General features: G+C 60.8%; 19 protein-coding genes. 5 read left to right on the forward strand and 14 right to left on the reverse strand.

Features of this window, described 5'->3' with window-relative positions; all coding sequences use genetic code 11:
• Both LEPTO7104_RS39245 and moaA read right to left on the reverse strand, forming a co-directional pair.
• Positions 1-734 (reverse strand): IS4 family transposase (locus LEPTO7104_RS39245; RefSeq protein ID WP_040695834.1); only part of this gene is annotated, 734 nt, incomplete at its 3' end.
• A gap of 217 nt (positions 735-951) precedes the next feature.
• Complete coding sequence (moaA, locus tag LEPTO7104_RS0101485) at positions 952-1,938, reverse strand: GTP 3',8-cyclase MoaA (RefSeq protein ID WP_026072275.1); 987 nt, start codon at positions 1,936-1,938, stop codon at positions 952-954.
• A 388-nt stretch (positions 1,939-2,326) separates the two neighbouring features.
• On the opposite strand from moaA, the gene LEPTO7104_RS0101490 reads away from it, so the two are divergent.
• Positions 2,327-3,409: a class I fructose-bisphosphate aldolase gene (locus LEPTO7104_RS0101490; RefSeq protein WP_017296770.1), complete on the forward strand. Its 1,083-nt coding sequence runs from the start codon at positions 2,327-2,329 to the stop codon at positions 3,407-3,409.
• Here LEPTO7104_RS0101490 and LEPTO7104_RS0101495 read toward each other — a convergent pair.
• The gene (locus tag LEPTO7104_RS0101495) at positions 3,370-4,359 is read right to left on the reverse strand and encodes a methyltransferase domain-containing protein (RefSeq protein ID WP_017296771.1); all 990 of its coding nucleotides are present in this window, start codon (positions 4,357-4,359) and stop codon (positions 3,370-3,372) included. The genes LEPTO7104_RS0101490 and LEPTO7104_RS0101495 overlap by 40 nt on opposite strands.
• 329 nt (positions 4,360-4,688) lie before the next feature.
• Positions 4,689-5,801, reverse strand: coding sequence for an IS630 family transposase (locus LEPTO7104_RS0101500; protein WP_017296772.1), 1,113 nt, complete (start codon positions 5,799-5,801; stop codon positions 4,689-4,691).
• A 216-nt stretch (positions 5,802-6,017) separates the two neighbouring features.
• Here LEPTO7104_RS0101500 and LEPTO7104_RS0101505 point away from each other — a divergent pair, with 216 nt between their 5' ends.
• Positions 6,018-6,533 carry a pentapeptide repeat-containing protein gene (locus LEPTO7104_RS0101505; RefSeq protein WP_017296773.1) on the forward strand — a complete coding sequence of 172 codons (516 nt, stop codon included), beginning with the start codon at positions 6,018-6,020 and terminating at the stop codon, positions 6,531-6,533.
• A 229-nt stretch (positions 6,534-6,762) separates the two neighbouring features.
• Here the strand turns inward: LEPTO7104_RS0101505 and LEPTO7104_RS0101515 are convergent, their stop codons facing one another.
• The 3 genes from LEPTO7104_RS0101515 to LEPTO7104_RS32315 form a co-directional block, all read right to left on the reverse strand.
• Positions 6,763-7,194 (reverse strand): acyl-CoA thioesterase, encoded by a 432-nt coding sequence (locus LEPTO7104_RS0101515; protein WP_040695237.1) that lies wholly within the window; start codon positions 7,192-7,194, stop codon positions 6,763-6,765.
• 45 nt (positions 7,195-7,239) lie between these two features.
• A complete protein-coding gene (locus LEPTO7104_RS0101520; protein ID WP_225886913.1) occupies positions 7,240-8,649 on the reverse strand; it encodes a M23 family metallopeptidase in 1,410 nt (469 codons plus the stop codon).
• Between the two features lie 87 nt (positions 8,650-8,736).
• The gene (locus LEPTO7104_RS32315) at positions 8,737-9,537 is read right to left on the reverse strand and encodes a biotin--[acetyl-CoA-carboxylase] ligase (RefSeq protein ID WP_155523474.1); all 801 of its coding nucleotides are present in this window, start codon (positions 9,535-9,537) and stop codon (positions 8,737-8,739) included.
• Positions 9,538-9,870: 333 nt separating this feature from the next.
• On the opposite strand from LEPTO7104_RS32315, the gene pgeF reads away from it, so the two are divergent.
• Positions 9,871-10,653, forward strand: coding sequence for a peptidoglycan editing factor PgeF (gene pgeF, locus LEPTO7104_RS0101530; RefSeq protein ID WP_017296778.1), 783 nt, complete (start codon positions 9,871-9,873; stop codon positions 10,651-10,653).
• Between the two features lie 42 nt (positions 10,654-10,695).
• On the opposite strand, the gene LEPTO7104_RS0101535 is transcribed toward pgeF, so the two are convergent.
• The 6 genes from LEPTO7104_RS0101535 to LEPTO7104_RS36560 form a co-directional block, all read right to left on the reverse strand.
• Positions 10,696-12,432 (reverse strand): Ig-like domain-containing domain, encoded by a 1,737-nt coding sequence (locus tag LEPTO7104_RS0101535; RefSeq protein WP_017296779.1) that lies wholly within the window; start codon positions 12,430-12,432, stop codon positions 10,696-10,698.
• A 2-nt stretch (positions 12,433-12,434) separates the two neighbouring features.
• Complete coding sequence (locus tag LEPTO7104_RS0101540; RefSeq protein WP_071527162.1) at positions 12,435-13,235, reverse strand: TIGR03943 family putative permease subunit; 801 nt, start codon at positions 13,233-13,235, stop codon at positions 12,435-12,437.
• Positions 13,236-13,336: 101 nt separating this feature from the next.
• Entirely contained in the window at positions 13,337-14,350 is a 1,014-nt protein-coding gene (locus tag LEPTO7104_RS0101545) for a permease (RefSeq protein ID WP_017296781.1), read from the reverse strand.
• A gap of 342 nt (positions 14,351-14,692) precedes the next feature.
• Complete coding sequence (locus LEPTO7104_RS0101550) at positions 14,693-16,891, reverse strand: PhoX family protein (RefSeq protein WP_017296782.1); 2,199 nt, start codon at positions 16,889-16,891, stop codon at positions 14,693-14,695.
• Positions 16,892-17,032: 141 nt separating this feature from the next.
• Positions 17,033-17,902 (reverse strand): aldose epimerase family protein, encoded by an 870-nt coding sequence (locus LEPTO7104_RS0101555; protein WP_017296783.1) that lies wholly within the window; start codon positions 17,900-17,902, stop codon positions 17,033-17,035.
• A gap of 116 nt (positions 17,903-18,018) precedes the next feature.
• Entirely contained in the window at positions 18,019-20,409 is a 2,391-nt protein-coding gene (locus LEPTO7104_RS36560; protein ID WP_017296784.1) for a CapA family protein, read from the reverse strand.
• A gap of 293 nt (positions 20,410-20,702) precedes the next feature.
• On the opposite strand from LEPTO7104_RS36560, the gene argF reads away from it, so the two are divergent.
• Positions 20,703-21,620 carry an ornithine carbamoyltransferase gene (gene argF, locus LEPTO7104_RS0101565; RefSeq protein ID WP_026072276.1) on the forward strand — a complete coding sequence of 306 codons (918 nt, stop codon included), beginning with the start codon at positions 20,703-20,705 and terminating at the stop codon, positions 21,618-21,620.
• Between the two features lie 5 nt (positions 21,621-21,625).
• Here argF and LEPTO7104_RS41105 read toward each other — a convergent pair whose 3' ends face one another.
• Positions 21,626-21,784, reverse strand: a complete 159-nt coding sequence (locus LEPTO7104_RS41105; protein WP_017296786.1) for a chlorophyll a/b-binding protein — start codon at positions 21,782-21,784, stop codon at positions 21,626-21,628.
• A gap of 57 nt (positions 21,785-21,841) precedes the next feature.
• On the opposite strand from LEPTO7104_RS41105, the gene LEPTO7104_RS0101575 reads away from it, so the two are divergent.
• The gene (locus LEPTO7104_RS0101575; protein WP_017296787.1) at positions 21,842-22,804 is read left to right on the forward strand and encodes a S66 peptidase family protein; all 963 of its coding nucleotides are present in this window, start codon (positions 21,842-21,844) and stop codon (positions 22,802-22,804) included.
• Positions 22,805-22,819: the final 15 nt, after the last annotated feature.

The raw sequence follows: 22,819 nt of genomic DNA on the forward strand, positions 1-22,819 counted from the left end.
TAGACGGCTAAGTTAAAGGGGCCAAGGCCATCGCCTTTATTGCACAAAATGCCCTGATAAAACCGAGACTGTCCTGGCTGGAAGCCCAGGTCTCTGAGCACACGGTACCCGCCTTCAGAATCGGTTTGGAAATGAAGCGCTTTTTTCTGCCGGAGCGCAAAGAACACCCCTCGCTTATCCAACCATGCCGCCAGTTTAGGGCTATGGAACTCCCGGTCACCCAGCACGAGCACCGGATAAGACTTGAACAAGGACAGGGCCGTTTTGAGGAGTCGCTGTTGCGTTGTTAGGTCACTACTGCCCGCCTGCCCTAACAACTCCCAATAGACGGGTAAGGCGTGAGTCCCCCACACCACGCTGACCATGAAGATATTCCGTCCTTTCCATTCCGTGCGGTCGATAGCCAGAATCCAATAGCCATGTTGATGATGTTTGAGCGTTCTTAGACGGCGGCGTTGGTCGCGGTTCAACCCCCGTCCCGTTTGCACTTGCCGAATCCAATACTTGAGCAGTGGAAACCACAGCACCTTGAGGGTAAGTTTTGGCAGCGCTAAAAATCGCTGTAAGTTGCGTTTTCGACTTTGATACTGAATCGGCTGAGGAAAGACGCTGGCTAACACCGAGAGTTTGACCTGTCGGTGGGCCTGTAGCAATAGCAACAACAGCTGCAAGGTCAAGTACTGGGCTTCACTCAGGTGGGTGCGAAGGGTGGTTTGGTAGAATGCAGGAAACATATTGATTAGGGGGAGCCGCATTGGGGTTCCCTATTTTTTTGCCCCTCCATTGTCTCAAACCCTTATACCGTATGATGTTGATGGCCCTTGTCACCCGTTAAGACCCACAGGTTAAACCGATCCCCGATTAGATCGCCCTAGCTCCCTGGCCCCCCTGCTCCCCTGCTCCCCTGCTCCCCTGCTTCTGGAATAGTACCTAATTCTCTGCCTAAGACTCCTAGCCACCGATCTGCGACATAGTGCGCCCGTAGGCCCCGGTGGTACCCGACTCGCGCATTTTGTAGTTGATGTCGGGCTTGGTCGCCAGCAATTCCGCCACCTGGCGCTTCAGTTCGGCGGTGGGAACACCCTGGCGCAGGGCAGTTTTGAGGTCGATCTGGCCAGTCTCGTTCAGCAGGCAGGGGCGCAGCCAGCCGTCCGCCGACAGGCGCATGCGGTTGCAGCGATCGCAGAAGCACTCCGACATCTGGCTGATAAACCCCACTGTGCCCTGGGCCCCCGGAATTTGAAACACATCTGCGGGGCCGTTGCCGAGCACATCGCCCTCGGTTAGGCCCCAGCGCTGACGAATGCGATCGCGCAGGGTTTCCGAATCGACCCAGCCCTTGGCCTCAAACAGGCTGTCGTTGCCGATCGGCATAAACTCAATAAAGCGCACGTGCCACTGGCGATCGAGGGTGAGCGCCGCCAGATCGAGCACTTCGTGGTCGTTGATGCCGGGAATCACCACCACGTTGAGCTTCAGCGGCGAAAACCCGACCCGGTGCGCCGCCTGAATGCCCGCCCAGACCTGGGGCCAGCGCGACTTGCCCCGCCCGCCCACAATCTGGTCAAAAATGACTGGATCTAGCGAATCCAAGCTGATGTTGATCCGCCGCAGCCCCGCATCCCAGAGATCCTGGGCCATACCGCTGAGCAAAAAGGCGTTGGTGGTCAGGGCCAGATCTCGAGTGCCGGGCAGGCTGGCGATGTCGCGGACAATATCCACCACCCCAGGCCGCACCAGCGGTTCGCCCCCGGTGAGCCGAAAGTTGGAGAACCCCAGCGGCATAAACACCTCTCGCAGTAGCTGGTTCAGCTCCGCTCGGGTCAGCCATTCCTGTTGGGGCAGGTACTGCAAGTCGGCCCCCTCGGGCATGCAGTACTGGCACTGAAAATTGCAGCGATCGACAAGGCTGATGCGGAGGTAGTCAATGGTAGGCATGGGGGCGAGGGGAGACAGGGGCATTGCCCCGATTATGGCACCCTCACCAAATTCCGTAGGCTGCTGCCCTGAAACTGAGGCCCGCTTCTACCGCCTGTCCAGGGCCGCTAGGCAGTTTTCTGAAGGTTTACTAGCGCCAAACTCAGCCTGACTTAAGGTTCATCCGTCAGCATCTATATATGTGGGGATATGCCCGTAGGGAAAAGCTATGCCGCCTTCCGTGCCGGGTTCGCCTGGTTTCGAAGTTTACTCAAAAGCGAGCGTAAGGCAGTGCCAGCGGCCAGTGTTCCTGGCCAGTATCCCTAGATAGATCCCCGTTTCTACGACCTTGGGCTAAGGTTTAGACAGCCTTCGTCCCTGATTCAATGCCGTAAATCAACACGACGCCATGGTAACCGCTCTGTCATCCCCCGATACGATCGCCGACTGGCTTGGCCCCGATGCCGAATCGCTGCTCGATTACGAGGCCAAGGTATCTAAATCAATGCTGCATCTGCCGGGGCCAGACTGGGTCGATCGCATTTTTGCCCAGAGCGATCGCAGTCCCCAGGTGCTGCGCAGCTTGCAGCAGCTCTATGGGCACGGGCGCTTAGCCAATACCGGCTACCTCTCGATTTTGCCCGTGGACCAGGGCATTGAGCACTCCGCCGGGGCTTCCTTTGCGCCCAACCCTATCTACTTTGACCCGCAAAATATCGTCGAACTGGCGATCGCGGGGGGCTGCAACGCCGTCGCCACCACCCTGGGCGTGCTGGGCAGCGTGTCGCGCCGCTACGCCCACAAAATTCCCTTCATTCTCAAGCTCAATCACAACGAGCTGCTCACCGCCCCCAACCGCTTCGACCAGGTGATGTTTGCCGATGTCGATCAGGCCTGGAACCTGGGGGCCGTAGCGGTGGGGGCCACCATCTACTTCGGCTCCGAAGACTCCACTCGCCAGATTCAGGAGGTCAGCGCCGCCTTCCAGCGAGCCCACGAGCTGGGCATGGCTACTATTCTCTGGTGCTACCTGCGCAACAGCGCCTTCAAGCAGGACAAAGACTACCACCTAGCCGCAGACCTCACTGGCCAGGCCAACCACCTGGGCGTCACCATCGAGGCCGACATCATCAAGCAAAAGCTGCCCGAGGTCAACAACGGCTACGCAGCGGTGGCCAAGGCCCTCGGCAGCTCCTACGGCAAAACCCATGCCAAAGTCTACAGCGACCTCACCACCGACCACCCCATCGACCTCACCCGCTACCAGGTGCTCAGCTGCTACGCCGGGCGCATGGGGCTGATCAACTCCGGCGGCGGCTCCGGCGAAAACGACTTTGCCGAGGCCGTGCGCACCGCCGTGATCAACAAGCGCGCTGGCGGCATGGGGCTAATTTCAGGCCGCAAAACCTTCCAACGCGACTTCAAAGACGGGGTGAAGCTGTTTCACCTGATTCAGGACGTGTACCTGTCTGAGGCCGTCACCATTGCCTGAGGCTGGCCCGGCTGGCTGGCCCGCACCGCCCGAAACATGCCAAACCGGCACAGTCCGGTGCCAAAGGCCAGCCGCATCAGCAGCAGGGTCGGCACCTCCCGCACCGATTTAATAATTCCCGCCGGCCCAAAGCGCACCATGCCCTGGGGCCGAATCACTCCCTGCCAGATCGAGTCGAGCCAGGAGGGCAGAGTTTCCTTCGACCAGTCGGCGGTGGTGACCTGACCGGCCACCAACCCGGTGGCTTCCAGCTGCTCGGCAAAACCTTCGATGCTGGCGAAGGCCGGGTGCGACCACTGATCGAGCAGCTGGCGCATCACCGGCTTTTCCCAGGCGTTGAGGGGAATCTTGCGGTCGTCCCGCTGGTTCCAGTCGGCGACTACCAGCACGCCGCCGGGCTTCAGCACCCGCAGCAGCTCGCGGGCAAATACGGCCTTGTCGGGCATGTGGGGGCCAGCTTCCACCGACCACACCACGTCAAAGCTGCCCTCGGGGAACGACAGCGCCATGGCGTCGTCCACCTGAAACCGGGCCGAGACCCCCTCGGGGGTAAGCTGCTGGGCGCGCCGCACCTGGTTAGGGCTGATGGTGACTCCGGTGACCTCAAAGCCGTAGTCGCGGGCCAGAATGCGGCTGCTGCCGCCAATGCCGCAGCCCACATCCAGCACGGTCGTGCCCGCTGGCAGACGGTTGAGCCCGCCCCAGCGCACCATTTCGTGGACAAAATCGGCCTTGGCGGTGAGAAAGTCTTTGCGCCGGGGTGGCGAGCCGTAGTGACCCAGGTGAATATGCTCGCCCCAGTAAAATTCGAGAATGCCGTCTTCGGTCCACTGGTCGTAAGAGTTGGCCACGGAGTTAGATGATTCGTAGCGGCGCGGGGTGAGCAAGTACACCACTGCCCCCACAGCCAGCAGCCCAATCAAAAGGCCAAGAATGCCGATTAAGTTCATTTAGGGAAAAATCTGCCGCGTTACGGTTTATATGGTTGATTGTTACCCTATTGTGACAAGCTTGCGGCCTTCAGATCAACGTAGGCCACCTGGCTGGACCCAGCCGGGTCATTTCTCCCCAAACAAAAACCCCCGACCGAAGCCGGGGGAAACCCCATCAGGAGACGCCTATCTGACGTTTAAGCTAAACAAAGCCGCCCTTTAAGCGCTTGTACCAAGGCTATCGAATCCCAGGCGATGTGGGGGAGCGCGCCACCGTGAATTTACGGAAACAACACGACCAACTTTAAGAATTGCTTACAAAATCCGGGTATTAAGCTGTTGCGCATCTAAATTGCATCAATAGCACTTCCCTTGTTTTTCACCTTCCGATGCCAATTTATGGCCAGTTCTCCTTCATTGAGAAGCTTATTGATAAGAGCCTCGAGATCTTCAATAGACTTAAATAAACGATTTGAGATGAACTCTTTTGCTGAATGCCAAACCAATTCGACCAGATTGTAGTCCGGGCTATACTCAGGTAAAAACTCCAAAACTAAATTTGGCATCTCTAACTTTATCTTCTCTGTAAATTCCTCCTTTTTGTGAATACTCGCATTGTCTAAAATAATCACAACCTTAGGCCCGTCTTTCTCAAATTCGCTCACGCTCCTATCCTCGCCAGCCCAGTCATAAATAACCTCCTCGTAAAAGTTCTTGAGAACCTTATAAAAATTTTCACCGGTTCCTTTGGGGAGAAAGTCCACCAACCGCTTCTTGTCCGAATAGCGGATTCCTCCCATCACATTGATACGTCCTTTCCGTCGAATTCCAGAAACCTTCTTGCGCGTCCCTTTCTTGACCCAATCCTTTCGACGTGTCACTCTCAAACTAAAGCCACATTCATCCCAAAACCAGACCTGGAGATTCTCTGGGGATTCTTTAGTAATTCTTAAATACTCCTCCAGTTTTGCCTTGAAGAGTTTTCGCTTCTCTGGATCTTGCTTCTCCTCTAAGCTATATTTGGCCCAGAGGTAAACGTACTTTTTTGACTTGAGAATCCTCCTCACTTGACTCCCACTTAGCTGAATCCCGGTTTCTTGTTCTAAATATGTGGCGAGCCGAGCCGCCGTCCATCGACCAAATTCGTACCCCAATTCTTGAGGCTCTTTCTCAATGACATCCAATAATAAGTTGACATATTGATCGGTGGCCTTATGATAATTCCCATGCATTCGTTCATCGGTTAAACTGGCTAAGTCACTTGGATTTCCGTGGGCACACCAATAGGCTACTTTCCTTAAGGAGCAACCTAGAAAGTCTGCAATCTCTTGCTGTTTTCTGCCATCATTTCGCAATAGCAGAATTAGAATACGCTCACGAACGTCGGGATGCTCATGAAATTTAAGCTGCTTCTGCAATTCCTGTTTCTCTTCGGCCGTTAGGTAATTCTTGATTGGCATGTATAACTCACCAAAATACACTCCCTAATATGTAGTTTAGATGCTTAACAGCTTACCCCAGGGAACTCGCGGGTTCCCGCCCCGGCCCGCCGCCTGAATTAGCCCCAAGTCTCAGCTTTCGCGGCACCAGAGGCGCCTGGGGCCGCGACATGTTTGGGCGATCGCGGTTCTAGCGAGAGTGTTACAACAAGGACAGTTCCGTCTAGAGGTGTGCTGATGCAGTGGTTTTCTGGCCTGCTTAAGCGTTCTGTAGTAGCGATCGTTGGCCTGGCTCTGGTCACCGGTCTACGGGTAGGGCCAGCCGCCGCCAACCCCTACTATCCACCGCCGCTCTCCTTCAGCAATGCCGAACTTAAGGGCAGGGATTTTTCGGGGCAGCAGCTGCGGGCGGCAGAATTTTCCAACGCCAACCTAGAGCTGACCAATTTCAGTAACGCCGACGTGCGGGGGGCGATCTTCAGCGGTTCGGTGGCCACCAATGCCAACTTCCACGGGGCCGATTTCACCACCGGCATGCTCGACTCGGTCAGCTTTACCCGCAGCGACCTGGGCGATGCCATTCTGGCAGACACCATTCTGCTGCGGGCCACCTTTGAAGACACCGAGATTACCGGTGCCGACTTTTCGGGGGCAATCTTAGACGGAGCCCAGGCCCGCAAGCTCTGTCAGACAGCGGCGGGGGTAAATCCTACCACCGGGGTGGCCACGCGGGACTCGCTAGGCTGCCGGTAAAACGCTAGGGGCTGTCATCAATTAGTTGCTGATGGGCCAACAATCAACGATTACAGCCCCTAGCCTATTTTTTGGGTCGGGCGTGGCAATGCCTGTAGGACAAGGATTGTAGCGAGAATTGATGACACGCCTTAGGGTTTGGGGCGATCGCGCAGGACTAGAAAAGAAACTGCCACCAAAAACCCCACATAGCCGCCCACAAACAGCCACTCCTGCCAGCTACCTTCCACTACACCCCACCTCCAGGCTCGGATTGACCATCGCTCCAGCGGCTCAGCCACGCCTCTATTTCATTGGACAGCGGGCGGCGGCGGCGGCTAGCCACTTCAATACAGACATGGCGAGTCACCGCCTGGGCGGCCAACGCATCGTCAAGCTTCACCTGGTAGCGAATTTCAAAGCTGCTGTCATCCAGGCGGGTGGGGGTGAGGTGAATTTCGACGCGATCGCCGCAGTGGAGCGGGCGGCGGTAGTCTATGCTGGCGTGAACAATAGGGTAGGCCAGGGTTTCAGCCCGAAAAAAGGCGCCAACATCAAGCCCCGCCGCCACCAGCGAGGCTTCGTAGGCCCCGTGGCACATCACCAATTCGTTGGCGAAGTACACCACCCCAGCGCCATCGGTCTCGTGGAACCGCACCTGGTACTCGGTCACATAACCCACGGCAGCTGTCCTGGGCCTAAAGCCGCTATTGTGCCAGGTCTATCCCTAGCTGGCATTGGGCTGGGCCGGACGGAAAGGAAGGTCAGCCGGTACGCCCTGTTCAGCGGCCCCCGCTTCAACGCCGCCCTGGCCCAGGGCTAGCATGGGGTTGTCGATAATCTTGAGCAGGTTGGCAATGCCGTACTGCAATACCTCAGAAGGGTCCACAGCGGCCCAGCCGTCGTCGGTGAGCTGGCGCAGCTCAAAGTGCAGGTGGGGGCCGGTAGAGTTACCCGTGCTGCCCACCAGACCAATCACCTCGCCCTGCTCGACCCATTCCCCGGCCCGCACTGCTAGCTGAGACAGGTGGCCGTAGCGCGATTCCAGGGTGCCGTCGTCATGGCGTAAGATCACCGTCAGACCGTAACCCCCTAGCAGGCCAGATACCGTGACCCGTCCGGCCCGGGTAGCCAACACTGGGGTGCCCGTAGGGGCTGCCAGGTCATCTCCGGCGTGAAATCGCCAAGTATTTTGAATCGGGTGCATGCGCCAGCCAAACACCGACGAAATTGAAGCTGGGATCGACAGCGGAAACACGTATTCTTCGTTGCCGCGCCGCAGCACGTTGAGCGGGCGCAGTTTTTCATTGAGGGCGGCACGGCTGACGATGGTGGTGCTGCCCAGGCGCACCCCCTGGGAGCTGACGGCAATGGGGCCAACATGGATTTCGCCCTGGTCAGCGCTGCCGCCCGAGGCGGCTGAGGCGGTGGGGGCACAGGCGGCGCTGGGGCTAGTCTGTCCAGCCGCCACCGTGATCTGACAGCCGCTGGAGCGCTCGGCAAAGACTACGCTGGGGGCACCACTGGGCTGCGCCGTCGGGGCCTGGGTGGCGCCCAGGCTGTAGTCGGTGGGGTCGATAAAGACGCTGTTGTAGCCCGCGGGCACTGACTCATCGGCGGCAATCGTATCGGGCACCACAGCTCCCGGCATGGCGGGAGCGGTGGTCGCTGGCGGGGCTGATTCAGCGGGATTGGCTACCAAGGCAGATCCTGCGGCGGCGGGAGCCTCAGCAGGATCGGAAGAATGGGCGGCAGCGGCCATAGATGCAACGGCGGGTTTCAGCAGATCCTCAGCCATGGTGGAGGCCGCTGGCTGAGCCGGAATAGTAACGGTAATAGCCGCTGGAGAAGGAGGGGGAACCGGAGAGAACATCGGCGAATTCGCTACAGAGGGGGATGTCACAACGGCTGATGCAGGCGGACGCTGGGGGGTAAAGTCAGGTCGTGCTGCGGAGGGTGAAGGCAAACTTAGAGTCACCTGGGAGCTAGTCTGATGGGGAATGCTATGCTCCGGCATGAGATAGCTTGCTGAGGTCTCAACCGGCACCTCCTGGTCAGGTATGTCCTGGGTATCAGCGGTTTCGGCGACGGCCAATCCGCTGTAGGTAAGCCCCATGCCTCCCACCATGATTGCCATCTGCAGCCAGGCCAGCGAAGGATAAGCTCCAGTGGGCCTATGGCCTTGGATAGACTCTATATTATTTTTTTTCACCATAGTCAGCCGCTACGCATTGTAGCCCAAAGTTACTTTACCTGGTTCAATCTCCAGCGTCTTGACCGCTGGCGTATCGTTGTGCGGGGGGCTTAGCCGTACCCGTAAATTGCCCGAAGGAGCTACCCCAATCACTTCCGCCGATTTGCCCTCTACCGTCAGGCTCTGGCCGAGGTTGGCCAGGCGGGTGTGGTAGTCGATTAGGAAGGCATCGTCCCCCAGATTGAGCCAGTGGAGATACCCCTGCATGAGACCGTAGAGGGCGATCGCGGCCAGATCCTCTACGGTATTCAAGGGGCCTGGGGCCGCGTCCGGTTGAATTAGCTCCTGAATGGAAATGCCATTTTCAGGCACTGGGTTAACGCCATTTAGCCCCAGCCCAATGACCACGGTCTGAACCCTGCCGCCTTCCAGGTGGGTTTCCGCCAGCACCCCGCCCAGCTTTTTGCCCGCCGCGACCAGATCGTTGGGCCACTTAACCTGCACCGGCAGCCCCAGGTTAACCAGGCTGGTGGCCACCCCCCAGGCGCTAGCCAGGGTTAGGTAGGGGCTGCGGTGAGCGGGCAGGTCAGGCTTTAGCCCCAGCGACAGGTATACCCCCCCCGGCGGGGACTGCCACTGCCGCCCCCACTGACCGCGCCCAGCCTGTTGGCTAGAGGCAACCAGCACGGTCCCCGCCGGAGCGCCTGCGGCCATCATGGCGGCCAGCGATCGGTTGGTGGAGTCAACCTGCTCGACCCAGTGGATGTGAAAACGCGGGCGCAGGGCCTGATAGCAAGGCATGATGCCCAAGTTGAGGGGGGGCTGTTGCACAGCCTGGCGGAGTCGGTATAGGTTCACCCGAGGATCCTAAAGGTTATCTATAGAAGTCAAAATAGGTCGTTACTGGTTTTGATTACGCTATCACCTTAGAAAACCTGTGGCGGAATGGAGGAAAACCCTCAAATAGAACTTGATAAAGTCGCCCGGTAGCTTAACGCCTTCTCTATATTGGCGATTGACGGCGAGGGCGATTGGTGGCGAGGGCGATTGGCGGCGGGCTGTTGGCGGTAGGACACTTTGGTAGAAACACTGGAGCAGGGCATTGGCGGCGGGCGACAGGGGCTGTAGCATCGTACAGGCACCAAAACCGCCCTGGGAGGCAACATGACAGACTGGTACTGGCAAACCTGGCAGGGGCAAGGCTTTCTCACCTGCGACCTGCTGCGGCCATGGCCCCACGGCTTTTTTACTCGACGGTTTTGGCCCCAGGCCCCGGAGGCCCTGACCGCAGCCCTGGCCTCGAATGCAGGGGTGAAGCGGGTGAAGCAGGTGCACGGCAACCGGGTGCTGGCTGCTGCCGATTTGCCCAATTCAGACCAGCCCAGGGCCGAGGCCGACGGGCTGCTGAGCGATCGCGCCCACCAGGCTCTCTGGGTGTGCTCGGCGGACTGTAGCCCGGTGCTGATTGGCGATCGCGCCACTGGCAGAGTCTCGGCGGTGCACGCGGGCTGGCGGGGCACGGCCCAGGCCATTGTGCCTTTGGCCGTAGACAAGCTCCAGGCCCAGGGCAGCCGCCTGGAGGATCTGGTGGTGGCGATTGGCCCGGCGATCGCTGGGGAGGTTTACCAGGTCTCTGCGGATGTGGCGGCAGCGGTGGGGCGCAGCCTGGGAATCGACGGCGCTGGGGATGACGAGTCTGTAATCGCAGCCCTGCTCCAGCGAGGAGATTCTGCCCTGCTCAGGGATGATACCCCCGGCAAAGTTCGCCTGGATGTGCGGCGAGTTAACGCAATGCAGCTAGAGCAGCTGGGGCTAGACCGCGACCAGGTGGCGATCGCCCCCCACTGCACCTTTCAGGAACCCGAGTGGTTCTTTTCCTACCGGCGCACGGGCGAAAAGCAGGTGCAGTGGTCGGGCATTGTCAGCCAGGACGCGGCGGCGTTCTAAGGGGTCGTTCTAAGGGGTTGTTCTGACGGTTTGGTCCCCGGCCTAGGGTAGCCAGGTGGCCTGAATCCCCCGAAAGGGAAAGGGTTCTGGATCGATGACCGCTGGGGCGGCGGCCAGGGCATCGGCGGCTTGGTCGGAGGCTAGAGCCGGAGATTTATCCAGGGTTTGATCTGAAGCTGGGTCTGGGGCTTGATCTGAAGCTGAATCTGGGGCCTGGGCCAGAGAATCGGGGGAGTCGATGCCCTCACGGGCGGCGAGGGCAGCTGCGGTCGTCTTGGCGGAGTCGGCCCCTGCGGGGCGATTAACCAGAGGCAGGCGCCAGATCTTTGGCCCTTTGGCGGCGGCGGTTTGGTCAGCCAGGTCCAGCAGCAGCGATCGCCCATCGGGAGCCACACTCATGTGAATCTCGTGCTGCAGGGGCAGCCGCAGCAGCGGGCTAACCGCTCCATCGGCCAGGGTGACGGCCAGCAGCAGGGGCTGTTCAGCGTAGGCATCGTCGGGTTGCAGAGTTTCGCTGTTGGCGGGGGCCTTAACCAGTTCCGTGGCCAGTACGTAAAGGAGCTTCTGAGTGGGGTCGAACTGAGCTTCTAAAATAGCCCCGCTCACCTGCAAAAGTTCCTCTTCGCGCCCCTGGTTGGTGACCCAAAACAGCGACTCGGTATAGCGCTTTGCGGGGTCATCCTGGTTGAAGTTGACCATGGCGGCGGCGGAACCGTCGGCGGCCATGTCCAGCACCTGACCGTACTCGGGCAAAAAGTCGAGGGGCTTGTGGAGACCGTTGACTAGCTCTGCCCCCAGGTCGATGATGGCGGTACCCTGGCCCTGGAGCAGCAGCAGCGACTGGCTGTCGGGAGCAATTAAGAAGTCGCCGCCTGGCTCGGTTTCGATGGGCTTAGGGGGCTCTCCGGCGCGCAGCAGCCAGGGGCCAAAGTCGGCGGGGTTTTGACGGTTGACCCGCTGCACCACAATGATTTTACCGTCGCGGGACAGATCGAACTTGAGATTTTGGTAGTCGCGATCGTCGAGCACCAGGGTGGTTTCTCCCGAGGCAGGCGGTGGGCCTTCGGGCAGTAGTCGCCGCCACAGGGGCAGCGGATCGGCCATAAAATCGACCGGCGGACGCGGCGTCAGGCCCGTGGTCACGCTGTAGAGCTGCTGGTTTAGCAGACCGGCTGGCTGGCTGGTGTCGCTGGCCGAAAAGAGTACCTTATCCCCCAGGGGATAGGATTTAAAGGCCATCACCGACAGGTTTTTGGGGGTGAGAATAGTCCGCTGCTGACGGGCCAGGTCAGCCAGCACCAGGCGGTTGGCTTCGTCGCCCTCGGCCCCGATGTACAAAAAGGCCCGCTGGCGGGTTTGAAACTGGGCCTGGAAGGGCTCAAAGCGGCTGGGGCGATCGCTCTGGGCGGCATAGCGATCGCGGGCGCCGTCCAGGCTGAGCGTAAACGATTCGCCGTAGGGCAGGGGGTCGCTGGGGGTATAGGCCATCCGCCGTCCGGCCCAGCTCACTTTGCCCGGCAAAGGCGGATCCAGCTTGAGGTTTTTCTCTACGCTGGCCCCATCCATGGGGCGGCTAAAGGTGATTAAAAAGGCCCGATCTTCGGCCCCAACCTGGCGATCTTGCCAGGTAAAATCGCGCACCCGCGCCGTGGCGTGGTCGCCCGTCAGCATCAGCAGCCCCAGCGCCAGCGTCAGACTGGCGATGGCGATCAGGGCGAGGCGATCGAGGGGTTGAGCCAGGCGGTGCTGGCGGGAGCGGCGAGCGCGGCGACGGGCCATGGTCAATATTCGTAGGGGGTACGGGGTTCGGGAATTTCGGTCAGGGTGGCGGAGCCGATGGCCAGCCGCCGCTTGCCCTCAAGGACAGTCGTCTGCATGCGGCCCTCAACGGCCAGCCAGGTGTCGGCCGCCGGGGGCGCGGTACCCGCTGGCAGCTCTACGGGCAGACCCACCGGATAGGCGTCGGCGGCACAGCAGGTGAGCACGAACCGCGAAATCATAATCATATTCTCCGGCCAGCCGGGAATGTGGGTTACAAACCCGGTGACCTTGGCGGTCTGGCCCTGGTAGGCATCGGGCTCCGGATAGACGTTAAGCGTGCGCACCCAGTCCACAATGGTGCGATCGCCGGAGGTGCCGCCCAGGGAAAACTGCTGGGGGCGCGATCGCGTCTGGCCCAGCACATCGGTAATGCCCCGCTGAAAGGCCGTTTCGCTGGCAAAGGGGCGCGGGGTATAGATCAGCCCAAAGATCGCGATCGCAATCAGCAGGCCAACGCTCAACTGCCGGGGCAGCAGGGCTATGTGCTCCTGGCTGCGAAAGCTCACGGCCCGGCCCTGGCGGTAGCTCAACCCCACCTGCCCCAGGCGGACTATACCCATGGCCAGCAGCAGCGCCAGGGCCAGGTAGGCCAGCCACATATAGTCGGGGTGCAGCAGCAGGTATAGCTTGCCGGTTACGGCAAAGCGCAGCATCATAGTCCCCCAGAGCAGCAGCATGGCGGCATCTAGCAATGCCTGCCAGGGCACAGGCCGCCGGGCGGCAGGCCGAGAACTACGGTTAGCTTGAGGCGTAGAGGTCATGGCAGCTGGTCAGGGTTACCCATTCGCGTGGAGTGCAGTTAAAAAGCGCGTTGCCGGGGAGGCGATCGGCGTCTGGCCAGGCAGAGACCCCAGCCCGGGCTCTATCCCGTGTAGAGATTCATCACCAGGGTGAGCAAAAACGTGAGCTGGGCCGCCAGCAAAAACAGATAGACGATGGCCCGCCCCTTAAACACCGTCAACAGCAGGCCGATGTTTTTGAGGTCAATCATGGGGCCAAATACCAGAAAGGCCAGCAGGGCACCGCCGGTAAAGGTAGAGGCAAAGGACAGGGCGAAGAATGAATCGACGGTGGAGCAGATCGACACCACCAGCGCCAGGACCATCATGGCCAAAATAGAGGTGACTGGCCCCTGACCCAGGTTCAAGATCACCTCGCGGGGGATGGCAACCTGGACAAAGGCCGCGATCGCGCTGCCAATCACCAGCACCGCCCCCAGCTCCCGCAGCTCTAGCACCATGTTGTCGACTACCAGGGGCAGGCGGGCCACCAGGGGCGGTTGAACGGTTGTCGCCTGAGCCATCACCTGGGCCGGGGGGGCATCGAGCTGGAGCACCTGCCCCGGGGCCTGCATTAAAAACGTGCCGGACCTGAGCAGAGGCGATACCTCAGGCTCGACAGGGGCGGGCTGAGGGCTTCCCATCAGGCGGGTGAGATTGTCCTGCAAAAAAGGGCGCATGTCGGCCTGGGCGCTAAAGATAAGGGCGATCGCCACCGCGATAAACAGCGTAAAGCCCAGCCGCAAAAACACAATTTCGGGCTGGTCGCGAAAGGCTATCCAGGTGGCCCAAAACACCACCGGATTCACGGCGGGAGCCGCCAGCAAGAACCCGATGGCCACCGCCGTGGGCGCACCCTTGGACAGCAGTCGCCGGGCTACGGGCACGTTGCCGCACTCGCACACCGGAAACATAAATCCCATCAGGCTCCCAGCCAGCGCCGCCAGCACCACGTTTTTAGGAATGACGGTCAGCAGCTTTTGCTCATCGACAAACAGCAGCAGCAGGCTAGAGAACAGGACCCCGATCAACAAAAAGGGCATGGCCTCGATCAGCAGGCTAAAAAATAGCGTGATGCCGTTGTTGAGTTGGGTCATAGCAGAACGGGCCAGGGTGCAAGACAGCCGTCCCGGCGGGGGGTCGCCAGGCAGAAGCACATTTTAGCGGATCTTGTTGGCCCCTGCCCGCCAGCGGGGATCGCCCGCTGGCGGGGCGGTTTTCGCCCGATCGGGCCAACCCTATCGCTGCCCTATCGCTTAAAAAGGATGGGGCCAGGGCCCCATCCCTGAGTTTAGAGCCCCAGCCCAGACCCCTAGGGGCTGTCGTCAATTAGTTGCTGATGGGCCAACAATCAACGGTTACAGCCCCTAGCCTGTTTTTGGGGTCGGGCGTGGCAATGCTGGTGGAATCAGGATTTTAGCCAGAATTGATGGCACGCCCTAGGCCAGGTCGTCGCCGTTGGCCCTGCGAATGACCACCACCGCCGGACGGGGAGCCGCATTGGCCGCTCCAGCGGGCCAGTTAGAGCCAATCGGCACCTGCCGCTGCTGCATAAATGGTTTCCCGTCGGTAGTCGTCATCGCAAAGGCGCGGGTTTCAACCGCCATGTCCTTGCGAAGGCCGTTGATTTCGCCGGGGTGCTGGGCCGAGATAAACAGGCTTTTCATGTCGGTAGTCATAAACGGCCCGGTCATTTCTGATTCCATCGGGGCATAGCCAAACACAAAAGCCTGGCCGGCGTTCTCGCCCTGGAGGGGCAGATACCAGATCGAGTTGTTGCCAAACAGGCCGCGCAGGTTCGACTGGCTGACGGGCTTGCCCTCGCTGTCCACCCGGCTGGGTAGAGCCTTGTTGTGCTTGTCGCTGGACATATCCGTCACCATCCAGAGGTTGCCCCTGGCGTCAAGCTCCATGTTGTCGGGGTTGGCAAAGCCCATGCCGCCCTCGGCGGGCTCTCCCCCCACGTGCAGCACCTCCCAGCGGAAGGTCATGGCGGCAGGGTCATTGCTGTCTTCCTTGAGCTTCATAATCCAGCCGTATTCGTAGGGGCTTTCACCGTTCGGCCCCTTAAAAATGGCTTTGTCGGGGCCGCCGTCGCCGCCGGGGCTGCCCGAGGTGAAGTTGATAAACAGCGTGCCGTCGGCATGCACCATGGTGTCTTCGGGGCGGGCGGTGGGGGTGGCCCCGGCGGCATTGGCGGCAAAGTGAGCATCGATCAGAATCGCCCCCTGCCGCTCTAGGTCGCTGCCGCTGTACAGGTCGCCAAGGGTCTTAAACTGGGTCTTAAAGGCCGCGATATCGGCATCGTCCTCAACCTTGGTAAATCCGCCTGCGGGGCGCTTGGGCAGGGTGATAAGCCCGCCTTCGATCTGGCTGGGCAGATAGGGGTTGACGGGGGTGTCAGCCTTGAGGGCAATCCAGCGACCGGTGCCGTCGGCGTTGAACTTGGCGGCGTAGAGCCTGCCGTCGGCCAGCAGGCGAGAGTTGGATTTGGCCTTGGGGTCGACCACGGTATCGGTGCTGACGAACTTGTACAGGTGACCGCCCCGGCGATCGCAGCCAGAGTACAGGGCCAGCTTTTGATTGGCGGTGGCCCGAATGCCCACGGCTTCGTGGCGGTAGCGGCCCATCCAGGTGTGCTTGGTGCCGTAGTCGTTGGGGTTGGCCGGGTCAACTTCGACCATCCAGCCGTACTTGTTGCCGGCCAGACCCAGCACGTTGCCCAGGCCGTTGAGCCCGTCGGGGTCGATGGCAAAGGTCTTCTCAGACGGGCTGAGGGCGGTGCCGTCGGCATGGACGCCCTCGGGCACGTAGTCCTGGAAGTTTTCCTCGGCGCTGAGCATGGTGCCCCAGGGGGTGGTGCCGCCAGCGCAGTTGGCAAAGGTGCCGACTATGCGATCGCCCAGCCCGTCGAGATAGCCGCTGCCGCTGGTCTTGCGGAACACCGCCGCCGCCGGGCCAGTGGTTTTGAGGTAGCGATCGTCCTTCAGTCCTGCAATGCCGGTAATGCGGCGATCGCTGCCGCTGTTGGTGCGCTCCCAGCCGCCGCCAGCGGCCTGGCGCACCGAAATCACGCCGATGCCCAGATCGCTGAGGGCGGCCTCGGCGATCGCCCGAATCTGACCCTTGAGGGGGTCGCCCTCGGGCAGGCTAAAGGCATCCACCCCATCGTCGCCCGCGGCCGCCACCGCTGCCTTCACGGCCTCGAAGGGCAGGCTCTTGCCCAGCACCGGGCCGTAGGTTTCCATCCAGGTGGCGGCGCTGATGTACTCAAAGTTAACGCTGAGAAAGCCCTGGCCAGGGGCAGTCTCCACGTAGGATAGGTAGTCGTTGTTGTAGCCAAAGTGGCCATCGCCCACCGAATCGCCCCAGGCCGCAACCACGTCATAGACATAGCCTTCGGGCAGTACCAGGTCATCGACCACGGTAAAGCTAGAAAATTCTGCCATCTGCTGATCAGCGCTTAACCCCATGGTTTTCAGGGGTAGGGGCAGGTTGACGGGCTTAAAGGCCAGCCCGGTACTGGCCAACGCTGGCTGACCCAGGCCGCCGCTTGAAGCAGTCGGAAACGATCCTAATGCAGCGGTGCCCGCCGCGGCACCAAAAAATAGCAGAAACTGTCTACGGTTGAGGCTCATGCCGGTTGAATCCTTAACTTAATTGGGCTTCGCCCGGGGCAGCCATCCTTCAGGGGGCGGCAGATCCCCAGTGCCAGAGCCATTATTAAGCAGCCTCACCAAATTCTGCTTAAGGGAGGATTATCAAGGATTAAAGCCGGATTATAAAAAAGCCACGGCCATGCGAACGCCAGTCTCCAGGGTTTGCTGGGGCTCAACCAGCAGCAAGTTTTCACCTGTGTTCAGGGCATTGCGGGGAGCCGTCCAGGGCTCCAGACAGTAGTAGTCTTTGCCCTTCACCGTCCAGAACACCAGTTTGGTGTAGTCGGGGCTCCAGGAGAGGGTCAGCCGCCGCCCCAGGTGGCGATCGGTAACGGTGGCGGCAGGGGCGGTCAGGCCCTGAAAAGCCAGGTCGATTTCCTCCTGGGCAAAGTCAAAGCTGCCCCCAAAGGCTTCCACTCCGCCGGTCAGGTGGTTGCGAAACTCCGCCGAGGGAATCTCAAACTCCAGCTGAGTTTTATCTTCCACTAAAAAGTAGGGGTGCAGCCCGGTCGAAAAGGGCATGGGCTGGGCCGACAGGTTGGTAAACCGCTGCCCCAGTTCCAAAATGTGGCCCCGCAGCTTAAAAGTAAAAGTGAGCTTGAACTCGAAGGGATACTGAGCCAGGGTCGCCTCGGTGCTGCTCAGCTCCAGGGTTAGACTGGCGGCCTCGGTGACCTCCTGCCCGGTAACCCGCCAGGGCAGGTCGCGGGCAAAGCCGTGCTGCTTGAGGCTGTAGGACTGGCCGCCCAGGCTGTATTGGTTGTCGGGTAAATTGCCGCAGATCGGAAACAAAATCGGGATGCCGCCCCGCACGGATAGCTCTGGGTGGGCAAAGCGATCGCGGTCAAAGTAAAAAATATCCTGGCCTTCTACCTGCCAGCGGGTGACAAGCCCGCCGCGATCGGGCACCAGTTCGAGGCGGGCATCGGTGTCGGTGTCGGACAGAACGTAGGTGGAATCGGGGTCTGCTTTTAGGGCAACGGCAAACACGGGGCACCTCAGGGGCAGTATGCCTAGACGTTACCATAGCTCCCTGGCGGCAGGGAGCCATCGTCCCAGGATTTTCCCTCAGCCTCACAGAGCGATCGCCCGGTGCGCCCGGGCGCTCAGTCTATCGTCGTTAAATCTACCGCTGCTGGGGCGGGGGGGACAGCATCGCTCCAGTCAGAAGCCTCCAGAGCCTTGTTCTGAGCCTTGGGCGGCGGCGTCAGGGTCGCCACGGGGTGCTCAGGGGCGACGTGGGGACCAATCTGGGGCTGAGGAACCGGCGGCTTGGCGCTGGGGTGACTCGCCGAGCCCGCCTCGTTTTGCGTCGATGGCTGACTGCTTTGGGCGCTGTCTCCCGATCGCTGGGGCGGCACCGGCTGAAACTCCCGCTGCTTTGGCGATACCTTCGGTCCCCATTCCCGCAAATCCTGGTTAAACTCCACCTCTACGTCCGGCTTGTCGGTGGCCTCCGCTGGAGTTGCCGGGTCTGCCGGCGACAGGGGCTTGACGGAGGCTGGTTCGGGCCGATCGGAACCGCCAGGTTCAGTCGGAGACTCGGGCAAAAGCTCAGGCTGGGCCTTGGGCGCGATGTTCTGCTTTGGCTCTAGCTCAACCGGCAGAACATCCTCAGCATCGGGCGACACAAAGGGGCTGCTGGGGTCGCTGGGCGTTTCGGGGGCCGCAGCTGGAGCCTTGAGATCCAGCACCATCGGCGATGTCAGCGGCTCGTCAAACTGGGCAGAGGCCTGCTCAATACGCTGCAGCACCTTCTGTCCGGCCTCGCCCGTTAGGGTTTTGGGATGGGCGTCACTCACCCGCACTGGCACCAGCTCAACCCGCATCTGATCGTCCTTTAGGGAAACCTTGAGGACAGCGGAGTCTTGATTTTCCACCGGTTCGCCAGGGTGAAAGACAAAGTCCCCCAGGGAGTAGGCAATCGGCCGACCCTTGTAGATTTCGCCCCCCTGAATCACCGTGGGGTGGTAGCCCACAACCACATCGGCCCCCTGATCAATCGCCAGGCGAGCCAGGTTGGTCTGCATAAAGTTCGGCTGCTCGCTGAGGTGATCGACCCAGCGGAAGTTCACCACAATCCAGTCGACCTCGTTGCGCAGGGCCTTGATGTCAGCCACGATCTCAGGCATATCCTGGGCGTTAAAGCCGGCTCTATCTTTAAAGGCTGTGGCGGTCTTAAAGGTTTCGACTTCCTTGGCGATCGCCTGATCATCGGCCCCGGCCCGCTCCTTCAGAACGTCGGTGTCGTGGGCCGCGTTGTTGCCCCCCATGGCGTAGCTCAGGTAGGCAATCCGCTTTCCTTTAATGTCGATCACCTCTGGGCGGCGGGCTTCCAGCGCGTTGCGCCCCGCCCCAATGCGGTAGAGGCCTTTGGTATCCAGCGTGGTCAGGGTTTCGTCGAGTCCCTCCGTACCGTAGTCCATCAGGCGGCTGTTGGTCAGATTGACCATATCCACCCCGCTGTTGACCAGCAGGTTGACGGCATCGGCGCGGGTCTGGTGGTGTAAGTCCTCCTCCAGGTTGGTGGCCGCCTTAGCCAGAGGCGTCGCCAAATTGACCAGGGCCAGATCGGCCTTACCAACGTCCGGCACGTCCGCAAAAAAGCCGCCGGGGGCCGTTAGAGAATCGGGGGCAATATCCTCCAGGGAAATATCGCCACCAAACAGGAGCGTGACATCGTCACTGGGAGATGGGGTGAGGGTGGGATGGGTAATAACGCCGACGGGTTCAAGGGCTGCATCGACTACCGTAGGTCGATTGGCTACGGGGGTAGCCGGGGGGCGTTGGGCAGTAGACCCGCCAGCGGGAGCGTTGGCCACTGTTGCCGCTGGCGCCGTTGCCGCTCCTGCCCCGGTTTCGGTTCTGGGAACGGTAGAGGAGACCTCGTTCGCAGGCCGCAGCTCCGCCTGGGCTGAAAACTGGGGCAGCACCGGCGACGGCGCAGAGATAATCGCCTCTAGCAGGCAGCCCATCACAAAAGCCGCCACCGCAGTGCCCGACAAGACAAAGGCCCGCAGCGTCTGCAAGCGCTGGCGAGATAGCCCCTTCGCCGGACGCGGCGATCGAATTTGGGCAGGAATCGGGGAGGCGGGGGGTCGCTGGGCCTTAGCCGCCAGAGCGGCCTGGCGCTGGCGTAGGGCCGGAGTGACAATCTTGATGCGCTGCTGCCACAGCACCCGGCGGTGCCCCAAGGGCCGAGCGATGACCCAAATGCCTTCGATTAAGTCTGAGTTGAGCAACCACACCCGATGACACAAAAACCGCAGCAGCCGATCTTTGATTGGCGACTGCTGAAATTCAACCACTAGCTGCAAGCAGCCGGGGCGATCGGCCTGAACCTGAACAAAAATGCCGTGGGGGGCTAGGGGTTGGTTTAGCCACAGAGCGATGTCGCGGAAGTGCCCCGCCGCTGCCCGCTCTCGCACCGTAGGGGGCTGAGGCAATGGCGCTAGGGGGGCAAGCTGGGGCCGGGGAGGAACAACCGCACTAATCATAGGAATGCAAACACAGATAAAACGGCATCAGCGGCGGTGGCCAGACCGTCCCCTGAGTAACCATTCAGAGGCCAGAACCGCCACGGCGAATGCGATGCCCCAATCATAGTGCAGACTTGAGAGGGCGACACATCCGTCCCTCTGTCGATTTCTTGGACCTGTTCTGCCCCAGCAGAAGGTGGGCTGGGGCGAGCTGGGGCAAGCTGAGGTTCTGCCCTCGACGATACAGACCGGCAGAAGGCTTCCCCAATAATCTGCTAATGTCTTATTTTTACAAATACTTGCCTATGGCTATGCCACCTCTGAGCGGGCGCGACCTGCTGAGCCTGAGCGATTTAAGCCCCGATGAGCTGGCGGAACTGCTGGCTTTCGCCACCGAGCTTAAGGCCGGTAAGCACCATCCTCAGTTTCCGCAAAAGGTGCTGGGGCTGCTGTTTTTCAAAGCCTCAACCCGTACCCGAGTCAGTTTTTCGGTGGCCATGTACCAGCTGGGGGGACAGGTGCTGGATCTACATTCCGGCGTCACCCAGGTGGGTCGGGGCGAGCCCACCTGCGATACCGCCCGAGTACTCGATCGCTACCTGGATGTGGTAGCCATTCGCACCTTTGACCAGGCGGAGGTGCAAGAATTTGCCGACTACGCCTCTATTCCGGTCATCAATGCCCTGACGGACCTAGAGCACCCCTGTCAAATCCTGGCCGACTTGCTCACTATCCAAGAGGAGTTCGGCACCCTCAAGGGGCTGACCCTGGCCTACCTGGGCGATGGCAACAATGTGGCACACTCGCTGCTGCTGGGCTGCGCCATGGCGGGCATGAACGTGCACATTGCTGGCCCCAACGGCTATGCCCCAGCCCCGGCGGTTGTGGAGCAGGCCAATCGGCTGATGCAGGGGCTGGGCAAAGTGCTAGTCACCACCGATCCTGATCTGGCCGTCAAAGATGCCCAGATCCTCTATACCGACGTGTGGGCCAGCATGGGACAGGAGTCGGAGGCGGGACAGCGACTGCCAGCGTTTCAGCCCTACCAGGTGAACAGCCAGCTTCTGGAGCAGGCCAGCTCAGATGCCATTGTGCTGCACTGCCTGCCGGCCCACCGGGGCGAAGAAATTACCCACCAGGTGATGGAAGGCGCTGCTTCCCGCGTCTGGGAGCAGGCCGAGAATCGGATGCACGCCCAGAAGGCTTTGCTGGCCAGCGTTTTAGGGTAGATTACCTAGACCAGGTTCAGGAAGTGCAGTACGCCCTGACCGCTCAAGGCCTCGATTACAACGGCGAAGGCAAAGCCCAGCATCGCCAAGCGTCCGTTCAGGCTTTCGGCGGTGGGGGTGAAGCCCCACTCTTGGGATGCAGGCGAATGGGGAATCTTGGTCATGGCTTTTTTGTAACGCTTTGTTAAGTAGTATAGCGAATTTACTCCGGAGCTAGAGGGTTGAACGTCGATAACTCCGCCTCCCACCCCCCGATCGCCCTGCGATGGCCGCCGCCGCTGCGGCCGGGCGATCGCCTGCGGGTGATTGCCCCCAGCGGCGCCCTGCGAGAGCTAGAGCAGTTTAACCAGGGGCTAGAGATCTGGCGCCGCTGGGGCTTTACCGTCGATGTTGGCACCGGCAGCCGAGACCAGTGGGGCTACCTGGCCGGATCTGATCTCAACCGTCGCCAGCAGCTCGGCCACGCCCTGGCGGACCCTACCTATAAAGGCATTCTCTGCGCTCGGGGCGGCTACGGGGGAACCCGACTGCTGGAGGGCTGGCATTGGCCAGAGACGCTGCCCCTGAAGTGGCTGATCGGGTTCTCTGACATCACCAGCCTGCTCTGGAGTCTCGGGCAGCGGGGCGTGGTGGGCATCCACGGGCCGCTGCTGACGACGCTGGCGGCAGAGCCTGATTGGTCCCAGCAGCGGCTCAAACATTTGGTGATGGGCCAGAGTCTGCTTTCGCTGCACGGGGTGGGGTGGGGCCAGGGTAGGGCGGTGGGGCGGCTATGGCCCGCCAACCTGACCGTGGCGACCCACCTGCTGGGTACGCCCCACGAACCCGACCTCAGCGGCGCTATTCTGGCCTTTGAAGACGTGACTGAAGCCCCCTACCGGATCGATCGCATGCTCACCCAATGGCGCATGGCGGGCAAGCTGGCCAAGATCGCGGGGATTGCCCTGGGGCGGTTTAGTCGCTGCGAACCGGCGGATGGGGCATCCAGCTTTACGGTGGCCGAGGTGCTGCGCGACCGCCTGGGCGACCTGGGCATTCCCGTGGTGGCAGAATTGCCCTTTGGCCACGACGGCAGCAATGCTGCCCTACCCGTGGGAGCCGTGGCCCGCCTCGATGGCGACGCAGGCAGTCTCGAAATTTTGCCTCCCGAGATTTTGTCCCCCGAGAATTTGCCCAGAGGCTAGATTTTTGCCCCCTGG

The sequence above is a fragment of the Nodosilinea nodulosa PCC 7104 genome (genome assembly GCF_000309385.1).
In the GTDB taxonomy this organism is placed as follows: Bacteria; Cyanobacteriota; Cyanobacteriia; order Phormidesmidales; family Phormidesmidaceae; genus Nodosilinea; species Nodosilinea nodulosa.